Here is a 20037-nt window from a genome sequence, read left to right on the forward strand (position 1 = left end):
CCTGGGGCTATAAAGACGAAGCCTGCCTCCGCAGGCTATAAGTTTTTGAAGCCTGCGGAGGCAGGCTTTGTTTGTGTAGCAATACCCTTCTAGGGTATTGATTAAAAAAGCGGGATGCTCCCCTTAATCTCTACCTCACGCCTTTGCAATCTGCTGTAAGTTTTGTCTTTCTAAATACTTGCCTTGATGCGGTAAGTGCTAAATTAGCTTTGATATAATGGTGTTCTTGTCGTAAATAAATTCTATCGTTTAAAAAAATAAAATATTAGAACTGGCGAACAATTAAATGTCCGTCGGTAGTAGTCTATGACAATATGCAAATTAGCAATATAGGGGTTTTGAAAAGTTGTGAATAACATCAACCAGCTTTTGATGCAGGCGCAGTTAGCACGTGATGCAGCTGATTGGTCATCGTTGATTCTATATTTACAACAGTTGACTTTAAAAGCCAACTCTAAAAATCCAGAAATTGAGCAAAATCGCGAGCAATGGCTGGAATTAGCAATGGCGATTTTAGAACAGGGAGATTTTCAGCAACGTTGGGAGATTACCAAAGTTTTTACTCAGTTGGGAAATATTGCGATCGCGCCATTAATTGCCATCTTAGAAGATGAAGATGCAGAAGAAGAAGTACGCTGGTATGCGGCGCGAATTTTAGGTGAGTTTCAGCAACCGGATACCATTGCTTCTTTGGTGCAATTGTTGAAAACCAGCGATAATCAAGAACTCAAGTTAATGACCGCTACTGCTTTGGGTCAAATGGATACTTTAGCAATTGCGGAAATTACTGAATTATTAGCTGAGGAAAGTACCAGACTGTTAGCAGTGCGATCGCTTGCTTACATCCGCCGTAAAGAAACCATTGCACCTCTGTTAACTGTTGTGGAAGACACCCAACCTACAGTCAGGTTAGCAGCCATTGAAGCCCTCAGCAGCTTTCACGATGAACGCATCCCGCCAGTATTATTAAAAGCTTTGGATGATTTCTCTACTTCCGTGAGACTCGCCGCAGTGCAAGGTTTAGCTTCTCGCGCTGATTTATGTCAAACATTAGATTTAGTGACTCAGCTGCAACCTAAACTCCATGACTTAAGCGAAGATGTAGCTTGTGCAGCAGCCATAGCTTTATCGCGGATGGGTAGTGACAAAGCTGCTGATTGCTTATTTCCAGTGCTACTATCACCCTACTCATCGCTGAAGCTGCAATTAGAAATTATTCGCGCCTTAAGTTGGTTAGAAACTGCGACAGGGTTAAAGTATCTGCAACAAGCATTTGTACAAATAAAATCAGAAAGATTGTGGCAAGAAATTGTCACAGTTTTAGGGAGAGTGCAAAAACCACAATTAACTGCACTAGCCACAGAAATTTTACTAGAAATCCTGCAATCTCAGCATCCAGCTAAAGAAATTGCCCATATTAAAAGTGCGATCGCGCTGGCTTTAGGACAGTTAGGTAATATCCAAGCGATTGAACCCTTAATTTTACTTTTAGCCGATTCCGAACCAGCCGTGAGACTTCATGCGATCGCGGCTTTGAAAAATCTCGCACCAGAAAGCGCCCATCAACAATTACAGCAGCTAGCGAATAATACTGCGATCGCATCCGATTTACAAACAGGAGTAGCGATCGCTTTAGCTGAATGGTAAGTAATACCATTTCTCTAAATTCAGGCTACAAATAATTCTCCCCCTGCTGCCTATGGGTAGCGATATTTTGGAGAATTGGTATAAGTCGTGGATGACTGGAGAAAAATTTACATTAAAATATTGCAAAGCTCACCACTTGTAACAAACTGTACCAAATTGAGGTAAAAAAACCGTTAAGTTAATGGAAGCCATAAATGTAATTCAGGCTACAAAAAAATGCGACTAGAGCAGTTGCAAGCTTTTATAGCGATCGCGGACACCGGCAGCTTTCAACAAGCAGCACGTAAATGTGGGGTAACCCAATCGACCATCAGCCGCCAAATCCAGGCATTAGAAGCCGATTTGGGCATAGAACTGTTTCATCGCAGCACTCACGCCAAGTTAACCTTGGGAGGTGAACGATTACTTCCTCGCGTGCGCAAAATTTGTCAAGAATGGCAAGTTGCAACTGAGGAGTTAACAGATTTAATTGCAGGGAAGCAGCCAGAATTGTGCATTGCAGCAATTCACTCCCTGTGCGCCTCCTATTTACCACCAGTGTTGCAGCAATTTTGCCGCGACTATCCAGATGTGCAATTGCGCGTCACCTCCTTAGGTAGCGATCGCGCTTTAAAAGTCCTCAAAGACGGCTTGGTAGATTTAGCAATTGTGATGAACAATCGCTTTTTAACCACAGGGCGAGAAATGGTGGTAGAAGTACTCTATGAAGAACCGATAGAAGTTCTTACCTCAGCAAAACATCCATTAGCCCAATATGAATGTATTCCTTGGTCAGAATTAGTGCGTTATCCCCAAGTAGTCTTTAAAGATGGTTATGGGATGCAACGCTTAATTCAAGATAGATTTGAGCGACTAGAAGCGACATTGCAAGCGGCTTTAGAAGTCAACACTCTAGATGCTTTCCGGGGAGTAGTGCGTCAAGGCGAACTCATAGCTTTGCTACCCCATTCTGCATTAATGGAAGCCCAACTTGACCCGACGTTAGCCGTCCGCCCCTTAGCCAGTAATAATAATGGTACTGTACCCGATACTTCTAGTTTGACCCGTCGGGTAGTCATGGTAACAACTGGCGATCGCTTGCAAATTCCTCCAATCAAACACTTTTGGCAACTAGTACGCGACAATATCCCACCACAAATTAATCAACAGCGATCGGCTTCTTAAAGCTATCATCAGTCAAATGTCCCAAATCAAGAGTCCGAAGTCTCAGTACTATTGACTAATGACCACTGACCATTGACCATTGACTATTGACCATTGACTGTTGACTCCTATGAGCAATCTATTTAGGCAATTTCTACAGAAGGTTGGTAGCGGAAATCATACAGGAGAGAATCTAACTCGCACTGAAGCTGCAACAGCTACTAAGATGATATTGCTAGGTGAAGCGACCCCAGCCCAAATTGGGGCGTTTCTCATTGCTCACCGCATCAAACGTCCTACAGCAGACGAGTTAGCGGGAATGTTAGATGCTTACAACGAACTAGGGCCAAAACTTCAACCCATCGCTACTGAGAAACCAGTCATCGTTTTTGGTATTCCTTATGATGGCAGAACCCGCACGGCACCTATTAGCCCAATTACGGCTTTATTATTAGCTACTGTGGGTCAACCAGTGGTGATGCATGGAGGCGATCGCTTACCGACAAAATACGGTTTACCCTTAGCAGAAATTTGGCAGGGTTTAGGAGTCAATTGGACAAGCTTGTCACTAGAAAAAACCCAGCAGGTATTTGCAGAAACTGGCATTGGCTTTGTTTATACGCCTCAGCATTTTCCCTTAATTAACAGTCTTTGGGAATACCGCGACCAACTAGGCAAACGTCCGCCTTTTGCCACAATGGAGCTAATTTGGTGTCCTTACGCCGGGGATGTACATATAATTCCAGGGTTTGTCCATCCGCCAACAGAAGCCTTATTTCAATCCACGCTTGGGTTGCACAACATCACAAAATATACATTGGTTAAAGGATTGGAAGGTAGCTGCGACTTACCACGCGATCGCACAGCGATTATTGGCTTATCATCCCCAACAGGAGAAATAGAAAGACTACACCTCGCGCCCCGTGATTATGATATCCCAGCGAAAAACGTCCCCCTGGGCACAACCGAAGAACTGCTGACGGAAATGCAAGCGGTTTTAGCAGGTACAGCCACAGAATTAATGGAAACCGCCTTATGGAATGGTGGATTTTATCTATGGCGTAGTGGTATTTCTCCCGATATGCGATCGGGTATAGCCACAGCCAAAGAATTATTTATGAGTGGCGTAGTAGCAGACAAACTCAAACAACTCAGTCAATTGTCCAGAGTCAGTTGTCAGTTGTCAGTTGTCAATGGGCAATAGTCAGAGACGCGATGAATCGCGTCTGTACAATTGATCAGTTGTCAGTTGTTTTCCTGATTGCTTCATCTTCCAATGCCCAATGCCCTAAAGCGATAAAACCATCCCTTCACGGGCTAATAATGCTTTGGGGAATACAGACTTAACTTCAGATTGCACGCTGTCGAGAAAATCATCGTCATCATCTGGATGATAATGTGAGATGACTAAGCTTTTGACTGTGGCATGATGCGCTAAATCTACAGCAGTTTGCCATTGCAAATCTGCTAAATCGTGATTGTGTGCTGTCGGCGGATTATAAGTACCGTTAGCAATTAATAAATCTACCCCTGTAATTAGCTGTAAAATCCGTTCTTGCTCGATTTCATCAGGATTTTTGGGCAAATCTGTGATGTAGGCAACGCTCAAATTCTGCCAGCTGATACGATAGCCAAGCGATCGCTGATGTTGATTAATTAATGCCGTATAAATCGTTACATCATCTAAGCTAACCTTGCTCCCTGAAGTGAGATTGTGGAAATGCAATTGTGATTGCATCACCTGTAAAGGATAGGGGAAGTGCGGCTGAAGCATTTGATCGTACAGACATTGCTTAATCGAAGCGCTATTAGAAGCGGCTGTACCGTAAATGTGGAAGTTATTTTTGGCGATAAATGCAGGGGCAAAAAAGGGAAAGCCTTGAATGCGATTTAATTGGGAGTTAGTAAAAAATATATGCGCTTCAATTGGCTGTTCCCTTTGCTGCCAAGTTTTACCCAGTACTCTTAAGCCAGTACCCCCATCAAAAATCAATTCTTTTCCGGCTACGCGCATTTCTACACAAGCAGTATTTCCACCGTAGCGATTGGTGTTATTTCCTGGGGTAGCAATCAAACCTCTCACACCCCAGAATTGCACCAAAAATTCTGTGGCGGGATGACTGAGGGGGGTAGCTTCCGTCTCAGTTAAGTAGCTCTGGGAACCTGACAGTTCAAAATTTGACATTGTCCTCGCATTTTAGACCTTACTGAGCAGGTCATCGTAGTGCCGTACTTCCAACAGTTGGTTTTTTTCGTCTACAATGACAACCGTAGGCGAGTAATTTTGTAACTCTTCCGGAGTAAACTGCCCGTAGGCCATTATAATCAGGCGATCGCCTATTATGCCTAGACGTGCAGCTGCCCCATTTAGCTCAATTACTCCTGAGTAAGCTGGCGCAGGTATGGCATAGGTAACAAAGCGCTCGCCATTCGCCTTATTAACTACCTGTACCTGTTCGTAAGGTAATATACCCGCTTTTTGCAACAGAATGTTATCTATACTAATACTTCCCACATAGTTAACATTTGCCCCTGTCAGGGTACAGTTATGAATTTTTGCCGAAAGGAGAGTTCGCTGCATTTGATTTGGGTTTATGTAGCAATTTTTGCGTTCTGCAAATAGCAAAAGTTGTTATTATTGATGATTGCTTGACTCTGGTGATGTTCAAGAGTCATTGGTCATTGGTCATTTGTCATTGGTCATTTGTCATTAGTTATTCATTGGTTTGTTCTGTGCTTCTTCTTTTGTTTTAGGGATGGCGACATATAGCTTTTAGCTCATTAATTAGCAAAGCGACTCAGGATTACTCGTTCTAGCAAATTAGTAATGGGTAATGAATCAATCGTCAACAATGCAAAAGTTAGTTTATGAATTACTGACAACTGAAATATTACCCATTACTTTAACCGATTAGGCTTGAGCAGCTTTGATACACTTTTCTACTAATGCTGTTACTTGCTCAACATCTTGCCATCCGAGAATTTCAGTTACTTTCTTTTCCAGATTTTTATAACTACGGAAAAATTCAGCAATTTCATCCAAACGGTGCGATGGTATGTCTTTTAATGATTTTACTTGAGCGTAGCGTGGGTCTTTGTCAGGAACGCAAAGGATTTTTTCATCGCGATCGCCGCCATCAATCATTTCTAACAAACCAATTGGTCGTGCAGCAATTATACAGCCAGGAAAGGTTGGTTCATCGACAATGACCATACCATCTAGAGGATCGCCGTCATCAGCTAAAGTATTGGGTACAAAGCCATAGTCATAAGGATATTGTACCGAAGAATACAGGACTCGGTCTAGGGCAAAAGCCTGAAGATCTTTATCGTATTCGTATTTATTTTTGCTCCCACCGGGAATTTCAATGAGAACATTCAGCAAACCGGGTTTTGGTTGGGGTGGTATTAGGGATAAATCCACAACAAGGTTCCTCTCATAACAGGTAGATTTTGGGTGCAATTATTTAGGCTCCCCGTGTAGAATTTTATGGCCAAGATGGACAAATCTTAAAGAATTCTTTCGATTGGCGCTCAACAGTCATTTGTTAGAGACGCGATAACCCTTGTCTGTACAACAGTCAACAGTCAACAGTCAATCGTCGAGAATTCTTAACCAATGACTAATGACAAATGACCAATGACAAAAAAGCGGCGATCGCTAAATTATCGCCGCTTTTTTTGTTTATTTGTCCCATTGACTGTGATTAATGGGATTTTTGGGTTTTTAACAACCTGGAGTTGCGCCAGTGTTAACTAGATAACTAGCCACAATCTGAAACAGCATCGGAGTTATGCTTAACACCATCAAAGGAAATTTATTTCATTCTCTTTGGTGCTGAGTACGTGCTGATGTTTTAGTATTAATGACTCTGCAATGCTTGTTTTGTGAATATTTTTTTGTTGAGATTGTTTAATCGTCCATTCGTGGCAAGCTATAAGTCAGAGATGGCTGATTATAGGGTAAATTTGTGGAAGAATAGTGGGCAATGACAAAAACTGGTAATGTCAAAGTTAAAAGAGCGATCGCAGTTCCCACAATGTCTGCCAACCTATGGGAATATGTATCGGTATTGGCAGACTGGCTATTTGAATTCATACAAAAAAATTGAAATTCACCAAATCACTTCAAGTTATGCTCTCTTGACGAGAGTATTACTACTATTCTAACTAATTTTTAGCTGCGAACCCTGAATTAATACAGAATCTTAACCACTTTGGTAACTAGCATAAATTCTGTTTATTGGCTGGAAAATTGAATACATTGTTCGCTACAAACATTTTCCCCATTCAGGCGTTCATTAATATTAATTAATACTTGCGCTAGGGAGGAATTGTTGAATATTTCATGATTGGTAATAATGCACTATAAATTACAGTTATTGCTGCTGATTTTTTCCAGAATTGAAACCTGATTGCATCAGTATAACATCTCTAAAACCCTTGTCTAAGGTAGTTCTAAGGATAATTGCTGAATTTGTGCTACTTCACACCAATACAGCAAAAGTACCGATTATGGCTTGATTTCACGCACAATTCAACAGTGGTTATACGTAAATCAATTTTCGTTTTCCTTCTCGCTGTTGAGGTAGGTTTTTGCTCTATGAATTGACACCGGATAAATACAGATATATCTATCTTAGTTAGAGGTATTAATTCAGTTATTGCACTCACAACCATTGAAACTTTAGGTTCTCAATCGAAAATATTACTTTTGTTATTTTGTAAATCTATATATAGGTAGATTTATCAATTAATTAGCTGTATGTATAGAAAATTTTGCTGAATATCGTCTTAAAGATATAGAACAACAATTACAACCAATTTCGGCAGATAAAAAACTTTACATAAATAATTCTATAACAAAATTCTCAATGAGAAAACCGCCGCAAAACGAGGGCGGTTTAGTTAAGCAATCGGAGGGTAGATATAGATTACTCTTGAACAACTGAAGATTTTTGTAGTCAAGATTGCATAATTGCAACTACCGTCTACCGTAGGCTGTCATTGGTTCTTTAATAAACCGAATATATAGATGTCTAAAGGTGGATTTAATCACGCGCGGCATGGCAAAATCGATGGGGATTAACTTATCTGGTAGTTTCCAATCTTCTACTTTGAGTAAATCAGGTTCTAGATGAGGAAAATCAATCTCAGCCAATTCGGGACATAAGCCTAATCTTTGGGAAGCGGCGACGGTAGGAACTTGAGAGGGTGGTACATTGAGAATTTCCACCATTGCTCGATCTAGGGCAAAAACATTGGTGGCAGCTGCTAAAATTCCCAAGGGATGAGGTTCTCCATTACTAGGGCCATTGCCATCATGACCGATAATGCCATCTAAAATGGTTAAGTTGGGGTTAATAGCCTTAGCTGTTTCTACCAACATTTCGCCAAAGCGGTTAGCGTCTTTACCAGCTTCCATGTGCCACCAAGCTTTCATTTTCCCAGGAACGCAGCCAAAAAGGTTTTTTACCCCTAAAGTTAAGGTTAACTGGGCATGGGATTTGACTTTGGGTAAATTAATCACCACATCCGCCGCTATTGCTTCTTTGGATAACAATAAATGGTTGAAATTTTCGCTGACAGTTTCGTAGCGCTGTCCGTGAAATTCTACAATTGGCAGGTTGAGTTCTTCTAAAATTGGTTCATAGCCATTAGCGATCGCTACACCCTTAGCACTACCAAAAGCGGGACTATCGCCTAAAAATGGCTTACCGCCTGCTTCTATGACCATCTGGGCAACTGCATAAACCAGTTCGGGGCGTGTGGTACAATCTTTACCTGGACGCGCCCCAGTGAGGAGATTAGGCTTGAGCAAAACGCGATCGCCTTTTTTCACAAAAGCCGCCATTCCCCCTAAAGGTTCCAGCAGCGTTGTTAACGATTCACGTAGAGACTCGCGTTCGTAAGAAGTAGCACGAATTAAACTGACCGATGGTTTTTGGGTCTGCATGGATAATAAATTCAGATTAGTAAAGATAACAGAAAGAAGAAATTCTTCTTTCTTGTATCTTCCTATTATCTTTCTAATCTAAATTGTCTGCTTCTGGTGTGAGGGGTAAGATACCACTCATCTGTTCCAGATTTAACACGGTGGCTAATTCCGCCTCACTCATCAATCCTTTTTCCAATACAATCTGTCTTAAGGATTTACCAGTTTCTAAGGATTCCTTGGCTACAGATGCTGCATTCAGATAACCAATGTGGGGATTAAGGGCGGTAACTAAAGCTAAACTACCTTCAGCATAAGCTAAACAGCGTTCTTGATTCGCGGTAATGCCTTTAATGCAACGTTCCGTCAAGGCGGCGATGGTATTACCTAAAATTTCGATGCTTTGAATTAAATTGTAGGCAATCAGAGGCATCATCACATTTAATTCTAATTGTCCAGCTTGGGCAGCAAGTGCGATCGCGTTGTCGTAACCCATAACTTGAAAACATACCATCGATGTCATCTCTGCCATCACCGGATTATACTTCCCTGGCATAATTGAAGAACCGGGTTGTACTGGCGGGAGTTGAATTTCCTTAAATCCTGTTTTTGGCCCCGAATCCATCAACCGCAAATCGTGGGAAATTTTGACTAAATCTTGAGCTAAGTTGCGTACAGCACCGGAAACATTTACAAATGGTGCCATACTTTGCATCGCCGCCATCAAATGAGGTGCAGGTTCTAAAGGTGTATTTAGCAATTCTGCGAGAACTTCCACCACCCGCGCCCGATAACGGGGGTGAGTATTCATCCCTGTACCCGCAGCACTTCCACCCAAACCCAACACCATCAAATCGCCAGAAGCAGTGTAAATCCGATTTTGATGTTCTGCAAGGATATAAGCCCAAGCGCGGAAATTTTCACCCAACCGCACAGGTACAGCATCTTGCAAATGAGTTCTACCAGATTTGACGATATCTTGAAATTCTACCGCTTTGGCATCAAGAGAGGCGATCGCATTATCTAAAGCTGGGTGTAATGTATGCGTCAGTGCCAATAACCCACCGATGCGGATTGCTGTAGGAATCACATCATTGGTAGACTGTCCATAATTCACATGGTCATTGGGGCTTACTCTTTTATAATTGCCCTTTTCATCCCCTAAAATTTCCAAAGCCCGATTCGCCAGCACTTCATTTACATTCATGTGGTGAGAAGTACCCGCACCAGCTTGGTAGACATCAACCACAAATTGATCGCGCAACTTTCCTGCAAGTATCTCATCTGATGCTTGCACAATTGCTTGACTAATATCTTGGGGAATGCAACCCAGTTCGCCGTTAACAATTGCTGTAGCTTTTTTGATTAATAAACAAGCATCTACGTAAGTAGATAACGGCTTAAGTCCGCTAATAGGGAAGTTTTCGATAGCCCGCAGCGTTTGGATACCGTAATAAACATTACTTGCAATTTGGCGATCGCCCATTGAATCCCGTTCGATGCGAAATTGGGAATTTGCTTGTTGAGTCATAGTGCCGATAATGTAGACAATCTCAGAACAAAGATCATCCCATGCTTAGGCGAAGATGTGAAAACTCAATTTTCTCTCTCTGTGTTCTCTGCGCCTCTGCGGTGCAAAAATAATTTATTAAGACTGATGCATTCAGAGAAAATACAAAATCTATGTCATACCAATTCAATATAAAAATGAATATACAGTGATTTTCAGGTAAATAGACCACATTGTAGGGGCACGGCACCAGTAAGATTATTGTATATGCGAGAATATTATGGATGCCGTGCCCCTACAGCCAATATATATCAGGGTTGTAAGTTATTCTTTCAGACTAGTCACAAAAATGAGTAAATCATGATAATCTACTACTTTAGATAGATTACTTAATTATGATAATCATATGTGTTGCTGTCAATTTGCCAAATTTAAACCAAAATTTTTTAAAAAATAAATTCTTTAATCAAAAGAAAATGATAATTAATCAAGAGAGAACTAACATCAGTAATAATTAAACTTAATTATAAAAAATAATTAAATATTAATGGCTAAAGTAGTTAAACTCAATATCATTAATGGTGATTTTGCGCAAGGTTTTACAGTCCAGGTGGAAATTCGTCAGAAAGGTAGACTCATTGATCCAAAAATAGCAAATCTTCCTCCTGCACCTGATATTCCAGAGCTTTATCATAATTTCCAAGAAATTTATAATAATTTAGATCAGCCTTTTTTAAACTTTCAAATTCCCCCAGATCAGAACAACGAATTTCCTACCATAGCAGAGTGTAGAGAAGCTGCTCGAAGATTGGAAATGCGTCTCGAAGAGTGGTTTGATCATCCTTCTATGAAAACATTGCGTATTTACATAGAACAACACCTAAGAAGAACCGAACCTATTCAGGTCATTTTCCAGACCGACAATGAAATACTAAAAAAGCTACCTTGGCATTTATGGGATTTATTTGAAATTTTTCCTAAAGCTTGGTTCTCCCTAAGTACAACTTTTAATATACATCAACCTAATATACATACACATTCTAAACCACTAAAAAGACCTGTAAGAATTTTAGCTATTTTGGGTAGCGATCAAAATACCGATCCAAATACCAATAATTTTGAACGTGATGGAAACTTATTCAACAATTTACCTGGTGCAAGAGTCAAAAAATTACCAACACCAACGCGCCAAGAACTTTGTCAAGAATTACAAAATGAGTACTCTTGGGATATTGTCTGTTTTTCAGGACATAGTTGGAGTATAAATACAAACAATGATGGACAATTGCAGATCAACCCTAGCGATAGTCCATCTATGAGAGAGTTAAGAAATGCATTTAGAGGCGCTATACGAAACGGCTTAAAATTAGTAATTTTCAGTTCTTGCGATGGTTCAGGTTTAGCAAATAAATTGATGCAATTTCAAATTCCCCAAGTAATTATTATGCGGGAACTGGTACCAGATGAAGTCGCATATCAATTTTTAAAAGAATTCTTGCAGTTATTTTCCCAAGGTGAATTGTTTTATCTAGCTGTGCGCAAAGCACAAGAGAATTTACAGAGTATAGAAAATCAATATCCTTGCGCTTCCTGGCTACCTGTTATTTATCAAAACCCCGCAGCAAAGTCGCCAGTTTGGCCTCACTTGATTAACATTTATAAGCTCAACCGTGGCATAAAAAAGCTTCGGCGTAATATCAATTTAGCGATATATATCTTTTTATTTTTGATATGCTGCTTTATAGTTATCTTATTTCCTCAAATAAAATGTACACTAAGTAATAATTGCTCAGTAAAGATTCCCAATCCTCCTTCTACCCCTACAGTTACAGCAGTTTCACCAATTTCTACTGCAAATATTAACCCTAACGAACAATTCTTTAGTCGTGGTCAAAAAACATTAATCTCACCAGATCAAAAGTATACAAATCGTGAAAAAGAGCAAGGAATTAATTCATTTGAAAATAAACAGTGGAAAGCAGCTATTGATTATTTTAGTAAATATTTAAAATTACAAAAAAATGATCCGGAAACACTAATTTATCTAAATAATGCTATAGCAGAGCTAAGAAAGGAACAAAAAAACCAAAACTATATTACAATTGCAGTAAGCGTTCCTATGACTAAAGACCTTGAGCGTTCTGAAAACATTTTACGAGGAGTCGCCCATGCTCAAAGCAGACTAAATTGCGGTAGTGTGGATAATATTATTAATGTTATTAAAAATGATAGCAGTACAGCTTTGAATACCTGCAAAGGTGGTATTAATAAGCAACCATTAGTAGTTGAAATAGTAGACGATCAGGATAACGCAGACAATGTAGCCAAACTAGCAGAAAATATTATTAAACTTGATAGGAATATATTAGCAGTTATCGGTCACTATTCGAGCAAAACTACTATTGCATCTTTAAAGATATATAATAATAAAATTGTTGTCATTTCTCCTAGCAGTACCTCTTCTGACATAAATGAGTATGGGTTTCAAATTTTTCGCACTACTATTAATGACAATAGTAGTGCAAAAATTTTGTCTAGTTATGTTCAGGAAAGATTGAGATCATTAAATCAAAGCGAGCGTCAAAATTTAAAATTTATTGTTGCATATACTAAAGGTAATCCTTATAGCGACTCTTTAAAAAAGACTTTTCAAAATTCGTTTGCGTTAGCACAGTATGATGCAGAATTCGATCTGTTGACTCAAAAACCAAAAGATATTCTAAAACAAATAGAAACCAATACGCCGACTGTTTTACTACTGATTACTTCTGCTAAAGGTACAACTTTAGATAATGCATTAACCATTATTGAGCAAGTTTCTCAGATTCCAAATCCAAATCTGATACTAATAGGTGGAGATTCTTTATACCACAGTAAAACCAAGAAAAAGACTGTAGAAAAAAGTAATTTGGTGCTTGCTGTTCCTTGGCACTCAGATGACGAGCAATTACCTTTCAATAGAGAGGCTAATAATCTTTGGGGTAATAATGTAGAAGTAGACTGGCGAAACGCTATGGCGTATGATGCAACTCAAGCAATTATTGCAGGTTTAACGCAAATAAACTTACAATACAATCCCCAAATGCTTAAAACATATCGCCAGCAGCTTAAAGACAAACTTTTGCAACCCGATGATTCTTCAATTCAAGGTGCTACGAAACCAGTAATATTTACTCAATATGGCGAACGTATACGTAACGATACGAATTCAGATGAAATTGGGGTATTGGTAAAAGTTAAATGTACTAGTAATAATTCCTGCAAGTTTGTTAAATATAATCTGCCCAAGCAACCTTGACACTAAATTTATCCGCCAAATCTGCGCTAAATATTATAGATCCCCGACTTCATTAAGAAGTCGGGGATCTGAACATATTGTTATTTACATTTCAAATTTTAAACAACAAAAAACTCAGTTACACTAGCATCAGCCAAAGTAACATTGACACTAAATTTATCGCCTAAATCTGCACTAAATATGAACTGAATATAATTGTCTTCTTTCTTAGCTGTAACCGGATAAAAAATGTTACCAGCTTCATCTAAACCCAATAATTTTAAACCTGCGGGTACAAAAGATTGGCTACCTATTGGATAAACTCGCAGTAGAATGGATCTTCTAGTATTAGGTGTGGGTAAAACTGCAACCATCAGCGCCACTGGAATACCTCCTAAACGCATACTTATATCAATTATTCTTCTTGCGCCAGCATCGGGATGTTGAGGGTTTATTTGCCATAAAAGTTCAGCTGCTTTCCAGCGAATCTGCTCATCTTGAGTAGATTCTATAAGTTGGCTTAAGGCTGTACTAGGTTCTAATTCAGCTAGAGAAATATTTTGTGATTGTTTAGCGTATAACTGTGCAATCAAACGCCTAATACTGTGAGTATCATTGGGATCAACTCTTGCAGATGCTATGCTACGAAACCGAAAAGCCATACTAGGTGTTTGATTGCGAATAAGTTCTTCTACAGCTAGCCAACCTGCATCAAAAATATTATTTAACCAATTTTCTAAATGCACAATTTTGGGGATTTCTGCAATCTGTTGTAATTGTTTTCTTTTCTCGCTTAAATAATCAGGAAATTCCTCTAGGGAATGCAAATCTTTTAAAGGTACATTTTCTTGTTCTGGTGCTAATTGTGGTAAAAATCCTAGTAGTGTGGCTTGTCTTAAAGATGAGTTTAGCTGTACTGCTACATAACCTATGCGATTCTCCCAAGCTTCAGAGGGTATTGTGAAAACTTCGGCATGTGTTAATACAGGGCGACATTCAAATTTACCCAGATTCTTGATATTTAAATCCGCTATATCTAGAAATTTTTGCACTATCAAATTACGACTATCGCTATTTTCCCAATCGCTTTCAAATCCCATGCATTTAAAGTAATGTTCTACTGCATATATAGCCAAAGTATTAAGATAAACTTGTTTGGCTTTTTCTGGTTGATGATGTTGTTTACTGTACTGTTGTGCTAAGGAATGTGCGCTAAAAGAAAGAGGTACGGTAAAGGTTAAAGTTTCAGCAGAGTTAGTCATGATTAATCCTCGGTTAATTGTCATTGATTTTGTAAATTACATCGATACCTATAATTTTTCCTGAAAATATGGCTTTAATCGTTCCAATTCTCTGGAGAAAAAACTAGTAAGGGTGGTATTAGGTAAATTTAACATTTTGGAAAGATAAGTCATTTTTATACCTTTTATATATAAAGCTTTAGCAATATATTGAAAAGTTAGCTCTGGTTTGCCCTTGATATGCTTTTGAAATTGATTATCTGGGTCTTTTATTAGCAGTTCTCTAAGAAAATCACAGTTGGATGCTAATTTTTTTTGTGCTAATTGTTCTTCATAATAAATTGATTTTTCTAATTCAGAATCAACCACGAATTCTTCTAATCCATCAAAAGATATGATTTGTACTGGTAAGTTTCGATGTTGAGATTTTGAATGGGGCATGAATTTGAAGCCTGTCCGTGAGTATTTTTTTTGAACATCAGAAAACTTATTCTTCAAAATGCCAATAACCCAACTAATAAATCGCTGCTGTTGAGGATTATAACTATCAATACCTTTGCTAATTGCAATTAAAGTTTCTTGCAGTGCTTCATCAAATAGGTCTTGAAACTCATTTCGTAACTTTGGATATTTTGCTCTGAGACTTGTTTTAAGTCTTGTAGTTTCTGATGGTTGTTGAATTGCTTGCAGCAGCTTATTCAAAGCCAGCTGTCTTTTAGGAGTTAGAGGTGGTTGTTTTTGAACTTCTAGGGCGAGAAGTTTTAATTCATCATTAAATGGCTCATCAAAGGTCATAATAGTCATCATCCGGGGCCAGATAAAAGTTTTAATGCCTTATATACTTAGGTATACCCACGTTGGTTGAACCTCTAATGTCTAATCTGGAGATGTGGAAGGGTTTGACGCAAAAGCCTAAATTTTTAATATAAGTTTACAAATTGAGGTAGAGGGGATGTAGTTACACTGCTGTTGGCGTTGAGGTGTAACAAAGTACTCACATCAAATTATCTACAGCAGCGACAAATGGGTAGAAGAGAACCAAACCCAACATATACAAAGCATTAGGGGTGTTGGGTTTTGTACCCTGAATCAATCAACGACTACCCTGAATCAATCAACCAATACAGTTCAGCTAACGATAATTGTAGGTTGGGTAGAGCGTAAGCGAAACCCAACATTATCGCGGCTTTGTTGGGTTTCGTTCCTCAACCCAACCTACGCAGCTACGCAGCTACCCGAATCAATCAACCGGAAAAGTCTCTCCCATAATTCAGTTGACACTTATAAGTAGTGTCAGAGCCAAATATATAATTTGCTTTGTTCTCGCCAAGTTAGCGAGCAAAAATTTAGGTAATTTGCGTAAAAGCTTTGAAGTTTTTCGGAATTAGATATTGAGAGGGTAAGCAAGCATTACTTTCTCAATATCGCTGATGAGTTTTCTCGGAGGACGATTTTACACTGACGTTGAGTAATTAACAAAAATTTACTCTAGTCAAATAACTAAAAAATCTGTTCTTTTGCGTAAAAGTTAGAGAATACTTCAGAAGTAAATAACAAGACAATCAGCAAGTCTTACATTGATAATTCGTGAATCCAGGGTAAATATTATGTTGTCAAAAGCGCAACTACGATTTCAAACCTTCCTGTGGTTATCTGCATTATTTACTACTCTAATTCCCTTTAATACCGCTAAATCTCAAACTACTGAAACTGGACAATATCAAGTAGCAACAAAGTCTAGTCAGGCGAAAACAGTTAAGAATAATCCAGCTAAATTATCACCAGACAATTTAGTAGCGGAGACTGTTAAGCCATCAGTAGTCCGAGTAGTGTTAGGCTGTGAAGCTAAAGTTTACTTGCCAAAAAATGGCAAAGTTTATAAATTAAGCCAAATCATTAGTCATGGTTCTGGTTTTTTTGTGCATCGAAGTGGCACTATTGCTAGCAATGCTCATGTAACACAGTTCAGCGCAGAGGAATGTCAATACATCTTAAAGTCAGAATTATCTGACCAATTAAAGACTGATAAAGAGAATTTAGAAGATGTTGAAAAAGATTTGAAGTGGATTGAAAATAAACCTATAAACTTAGTTTATTTACCTAATGGTGAGAAACTTCCTTTCAAAATAATTATTTCTGGCGATCCTGTGGGTGAAGGTAAGGATGTTTCTATTATTCAGGTTAATTTAAAAAATGCTCCTGCTCTTAAGCTAGCAGATTCTGAGCAAGTCAAGCTGATGGATCAAGTAATAGCTGTTGGTTATCCAGGTGTAGTAGAAAGACTTCCGGTTGATTGGAAAGAAAATTCTTTTCAAGAAGCTACTTTTACTAAGGGAATAGTTTCTGCCAAAAAAAACCTCGATCCTGATATACCTGTGATTCAAATTAGTGCTGCTGCTGCACCTGGAAATTCTGGCGGGCCAGTATTAAATGAACAAGGTGAAGTTATTGGTATGGTAACTTTTGGTGTACCTGACAGCAATAATTATATCTTTCTGTTCACTAGTAATACTATTCAAGAGTTCCTCCAAAAAGCTGGTATTATTAACGAACAAAGTTTAGTTAATCGACAATATCAGGAAGGTCTGCAATTTTACAATCAAGGAAATTACTCACAAGCATTGCAGCGATTTAAGTTAGTTAAAAGTCTTTTTCCGCAACATTCTGAGGTGGAAAAGTTTCTGAAAAATTGTCAAGAAATTATAGCTAGCAAAATCTAAAATCTATTCTCTGTGAAGTTGCATATTCAAGCCCTCAGGCTTCTAGCCTGGGGCTATACAAACAAAGCTTGCTTGCGCAGGCTAAATTAATTTAATTGTATGCATCTTCATATTAAATGGGTATGAAGCCCTGACTACAGAGAAAAAATTTTCATTTTTTGTGACAGTTGCGTAAGTCCTAAATTGTTCAAATTGCATCCCCCATATTTTTCTTGTTTGCGTTCCCTTGTGCCTTTTCCTCAGAGAGATTGCTAAAATCCTGTTATCATAACAACTCACGCAGCAGGGTTTAGAAACAGCGATCGCTATGCTTCAGTATCCCAACCTCGAACAAGCGCTAAAATATCACTTCGGTTATGACCGATTCCGTCCGGGACAACGGCAAATTATCGAAGATGCGCTGCAAAATCGGGATTTGTTGGTGGTGATGCCTACGGGTGGTGGTAAGTCTTTGTGCTTTCAGCTACCTGCGCTGTTAAAGAAGGGTTTAACGGTGGTGGTGTCGCCGTTGATTGCTTTGATGCAAGATCAGGTGGAAGGGTTGCGCAATAATAATATCTCTGCCACCTTCTTGAATAGTAGTTTGAATGCTTACCAAGTGCGATCGCGGGAAGAAGCGATCCTCGCAGGTAAGGTAAAATTACTCTACGTTGCGCCAGAAAGGCTACTGAGTGAAAGATTTCTCCCCTTTCTCGATTTAATCAATCACCAAATGGGGATTTCTACCTTTGCAATTGATGAAGCGCATTGTGTCTCGGAATGGGGACACGACTTCCGCCCAGAATACCGTCAGTTACGATCTGTGCGCAAACGTTACCCCAATGTTCCCACCTTGGCGTTGACTGCTACGGCTACGGATCGCGTCCGTAGTGATATCATTCAACAATTAGGGTTAAAGCAACCGAGTATCCACATTGCTAGCTTTAATCGCCAAAATCTTTATTATGAAGTCCGAGGGAAAACTAAATATGCTTATGCAGAGTTATTAGAATTAATTCGAGAAACTTCCGGTGCAGTTATTGTTTATTGTTTAACGCGCAAAAAAGTAGAAGAACTAACATTTAAACTGCAAAAAGATAAGATTTCTGCTTTATCTTATCATGCAGGTTTACCTGATGAGGAACGCAGTAAAAATCAAACGCGATTTATTCGCGATGATGTGCGCGTTATGGTGGCGACTATCGCCTTTGGAATGGGGATTAATAAGCCAGATGTGCGGTTAGTAGTTCATTTTGATATCCCCCGTAATTTAGAAAGTTACTATCAAGAATCAGGGCGGGCAGGTCGAGATGGGGAACCCTCGCGCTGTACAATCTTTTTTAGTTTTGGTGATATTAAAACTATTGAATGGAGTATTGACCAAAAAACCGATCCGCAAGAACAATTAATCGCCAAACAACAATTAAGACAAATGATAGATTACGCCGAGGGTACAGATTGTCGGCGGACAATTCAGTTAAGTTATTTTGGCGAACGCTTTGCGGGAAATTGCGGTAACTGTGATAATTGTCGCTATCCCAAACCAATGCAAGATTGGACAATTGAAGCGATGAAATTTCTATCTTGCGTGGCGCGTTGTAAAGAAAGATTTGGCATGTTGCACATTATTGATGTGTTGCGGGGTGGGAAAAGTCAGAAAATTATCCAAAACGAACATGATAAGCTGTCTACATACGGAATTGGTAAAGATAGAACTGTGGATGAATGGCGAATACTGGGGCGATCGCTTTTACATCAAGGTTTATTAGAACAAACTACCGATGGCTATTCTGTATTAAAGCTGAACGCCTTGAGTTGGGAAGTCATGCGAAGACAGCGCACAGTTAGCTTGGCTGTTCCTACAGTGCAAAAGATTACCTGGGAAGAGGGAAGCGAAAAAGCTGCGGATGCGGAACTGTTAATGCAAAGATTGCGATCGCTCCGTAAACAACTTGCAGATGAACAATCTGTAGCGCCTTATGTAGTTTTTCAAGATTCCACCTTGAAATTAATGGCGCAGGTACAACCAAGAAATTTAACGGAGTTTGCGAAACTTTCTGGTGTAGGTAGTCATAAACTCGCGCAATATGGCGAAAAATTTCTTGCAGAAATTCGCGCTTATCGTCAAGAACAAGGTTTGATAGATCCGCCAGATAATTCTCAACCGATGGTGAGAAATACCTTACCTTCTGATACAGAATTAGCGACATTACTATTATATCAACGTGGTTTGAGCGTTGAAGAAATAGCCCAAAAAAGAAATTTTCGCCCAACAACTATTATTCGTCATCTAGAAGATTTAATTGCCAAAAATCAACCAGTAGATATAAATCAATTAGTTCCTTTAGAAAAGCAAAAGAAAATTTGGCAAGTTTTAGAAGTGTTGGGTGATATTGCACTCACACCAATTCGCGAACAGTTGGGAGAGAATTATAGTTATGATGAAATTCGCTTAGTCAGGGGAAAATGGCGACGAGAAAAGGGGAAGTAATTATTAATTCAAAATTCAAAATTCAAAATTCAAAATTCAGGTAAATAAGGTACGCGCTTCGGGGCATGGCAGTGCCAGTGCCCCTACAATCAAC

14 protein-coding genes are annotated in these 20037 nt (G+C 39.1%); 6 read left to right on the top strand and 8 right to left on the bottom strand.

Annotated features, from left to right (window positions below):
- Positions 1–348: 348 nt before the first annotated feature.
- From H6G08_RS15070 to H6G08_RS15080, 3 genes are all read left to right on the top strand, one after another.
- Positions 349–1647, top strand: a complete 1299-nt coding sequence (locus H6G08_RS15070; RefSeq protein ID WP_313941857.1) for a HEAT repeat domain-containing protein — start codon at positions 349–351, stop codon at positions 1645–1647.
- A gap of 216 nt (positions 1648–1863) precedes the next feature.
- Positions 1864–2811, top strand: coding sequence for a LysR family transcriptional regulator (locus tag H6G08_RS15075; RefSeq protein ID WP_190543917.1), 948 nt, complete (start codon positions 1864–1866; stop codon positions 2809–2811).
- 109 nt (positions 2812–2920) lie between these two features.
- The gene (locus H6G08_RS15080) at positions 2921–3994 is read left to right on the top strand and encodes an anthranilate phosphoribosyltransferase family protein (protein WP_190544038.1); all 1074 of its coding nucleotides are present in this window, start codon (positions 2921–2923) and stop codon (positions 3992–3994) included.
- Between the two features lie 84 nt (positions 3995–4078).
- Here the strand turns inward: H6G08_RS15080 and H6G08_RS15085 are convergent, their stop codons facing one another.
- From H6G08_RS15085 to H6G08_RS15110, 6 genes are all read right to left on the bottom strand, one after another.
- Positions 4079–4975, bottom strand: coding sequence for an MBL fold metallo-hydrolase (locus H6G08_RS15085; RefSeq protein WP_190543920.1), 897 nt, complete (start codon positions 4973–4975; stop codon positions 4079–4081).
- 12 nt (positions 4976–4987) lie between these two features.
- On the bottom strand, positions 4988–5371 hold the full coding sequence (gene panD / locus H6G08_RS15090) for an aspartate 1-decarboxylase (RefSeq protein ID WP_190543922.1): 384 nt from the start codon (positions 5369–5371) through the stop codon (positions 4988–4990).
- A 330-nt stretch (positions 5372–5701) separates the two neighbouring features.
- Entirely contained in the window at positions 5702–6214 is a 513-nt protein-coding gene (locus H6G08_RS15095) for an inorganic diphosphatase (protein ID WP_190543925.1), read from the bottom strand.
- Between the two features lie 489 nt (positions 6215–6703).
- Positions 6704–6889, bottom strand: coding sequence for a TLTLP motif-containing protein (locus H6G08_RS15100; protein WP_190543928.1), 186 nt, complete (start codon positions 6887–6889; stop codon positions 6704–6706).
- Between the two features lie 885 nt (positions 6890–7774).
- Positions 7775–8746: an Npun_F2552 family protein gene (locus H6G08_RS15105; RefSeq protein ID WP_190543930.1), complete on the bottom strand. Its 972-nt coding sequence runs from the start codon at positions 8744–8746 to the stop codon at positions 7775–7777.
- 73 nt (positions 8747–8819) lie between these two features.
- A complete protein-coding gene (locus H6G08_RS15110) occupies positions 8820–10256 on the bottom strand; it encodes an aspartate ammonia-lyase (protein WP_190543934.1) in 1437 nt (478 codons plus the stop codon).
- Between the two features lie 526 nt (positions 10257–10782).
- Here H6G08_RS15110 and H6G08_RS15115 point away from each other — a divergent pair.
- Complete coding sequence (locus tag H6G08_RS15115; RefSeq protein ID WP_190543937.1) at positions 10783–13533, top strand: ABC transporter substrate-binding protein; 2751 nt, start codon at positions 10783–10785, stop codon at positions 13531–13533.
- Positions 13534–13631: 98 nt separating this feature from the next.
- Here the strand turns inward: H6G08_RS15115 and H6G08_RS15120 are convergent, their stop codons facing one another.
- Together H6G08_RS15120 and H6G08_RS15125 are read right to left on the bottom strand one after the other, a co-directional pair.
- Entirely contained in the window at positions 13632–14774 is a 1143-nt protein-coding gene (locus H6G08_RS15120) for a DUF1822 family protein (protein WP_190543940.1), read from the bottom strand.
- 48 nt (positions 14775–14822) lie between these two features.
- On the bottom strand, positions 14823–15548 hold the full coding sequence (locus H6G08_RS15125; protein WP_190543943.1) for a sigma factor: 726 nt from the start codon (positions 15546–15548) through the stop codon (positions 14823–14825).
- 812 nt (positions 15549–16360) lie between these two features.
- Here H6G08_RS15125 and H6G08_RS15130 point away from each other — a divergent pair.
- Positions 16361–17473, top strand: coding sequence for a S1C family serine protease (locus tag H6G08_RS15130; protein ID WP_190543946.1), 1113 nt, complete (start codon positions 16361–16363; stop codon positions 17471–17473).
- 307 nt (positions 17474–17780) lie between these two features.
- Entirely contained in the window at positions 17781–19943 is a 2163-nt protein-coding gene (gene recQ / locus H6G08_RS15135; protein WP_190543949.1) for a DNA helicase RecQ, read from the top strand.
- The last annotated feature ends 94 nt before the right edge of the window (positions 19944–20037 follow it).

Origin of the sequence: Calothrix anomala FACHB-343, from assembly GCF_014696435.1 — a bacterium.
Classification (GTDB): Bacteria; Cyanobacteriota; Cyanobacteriia; order Cyanobacteriales; family Nostocaceae; genus Aulosira; species Aulosira anomala_A.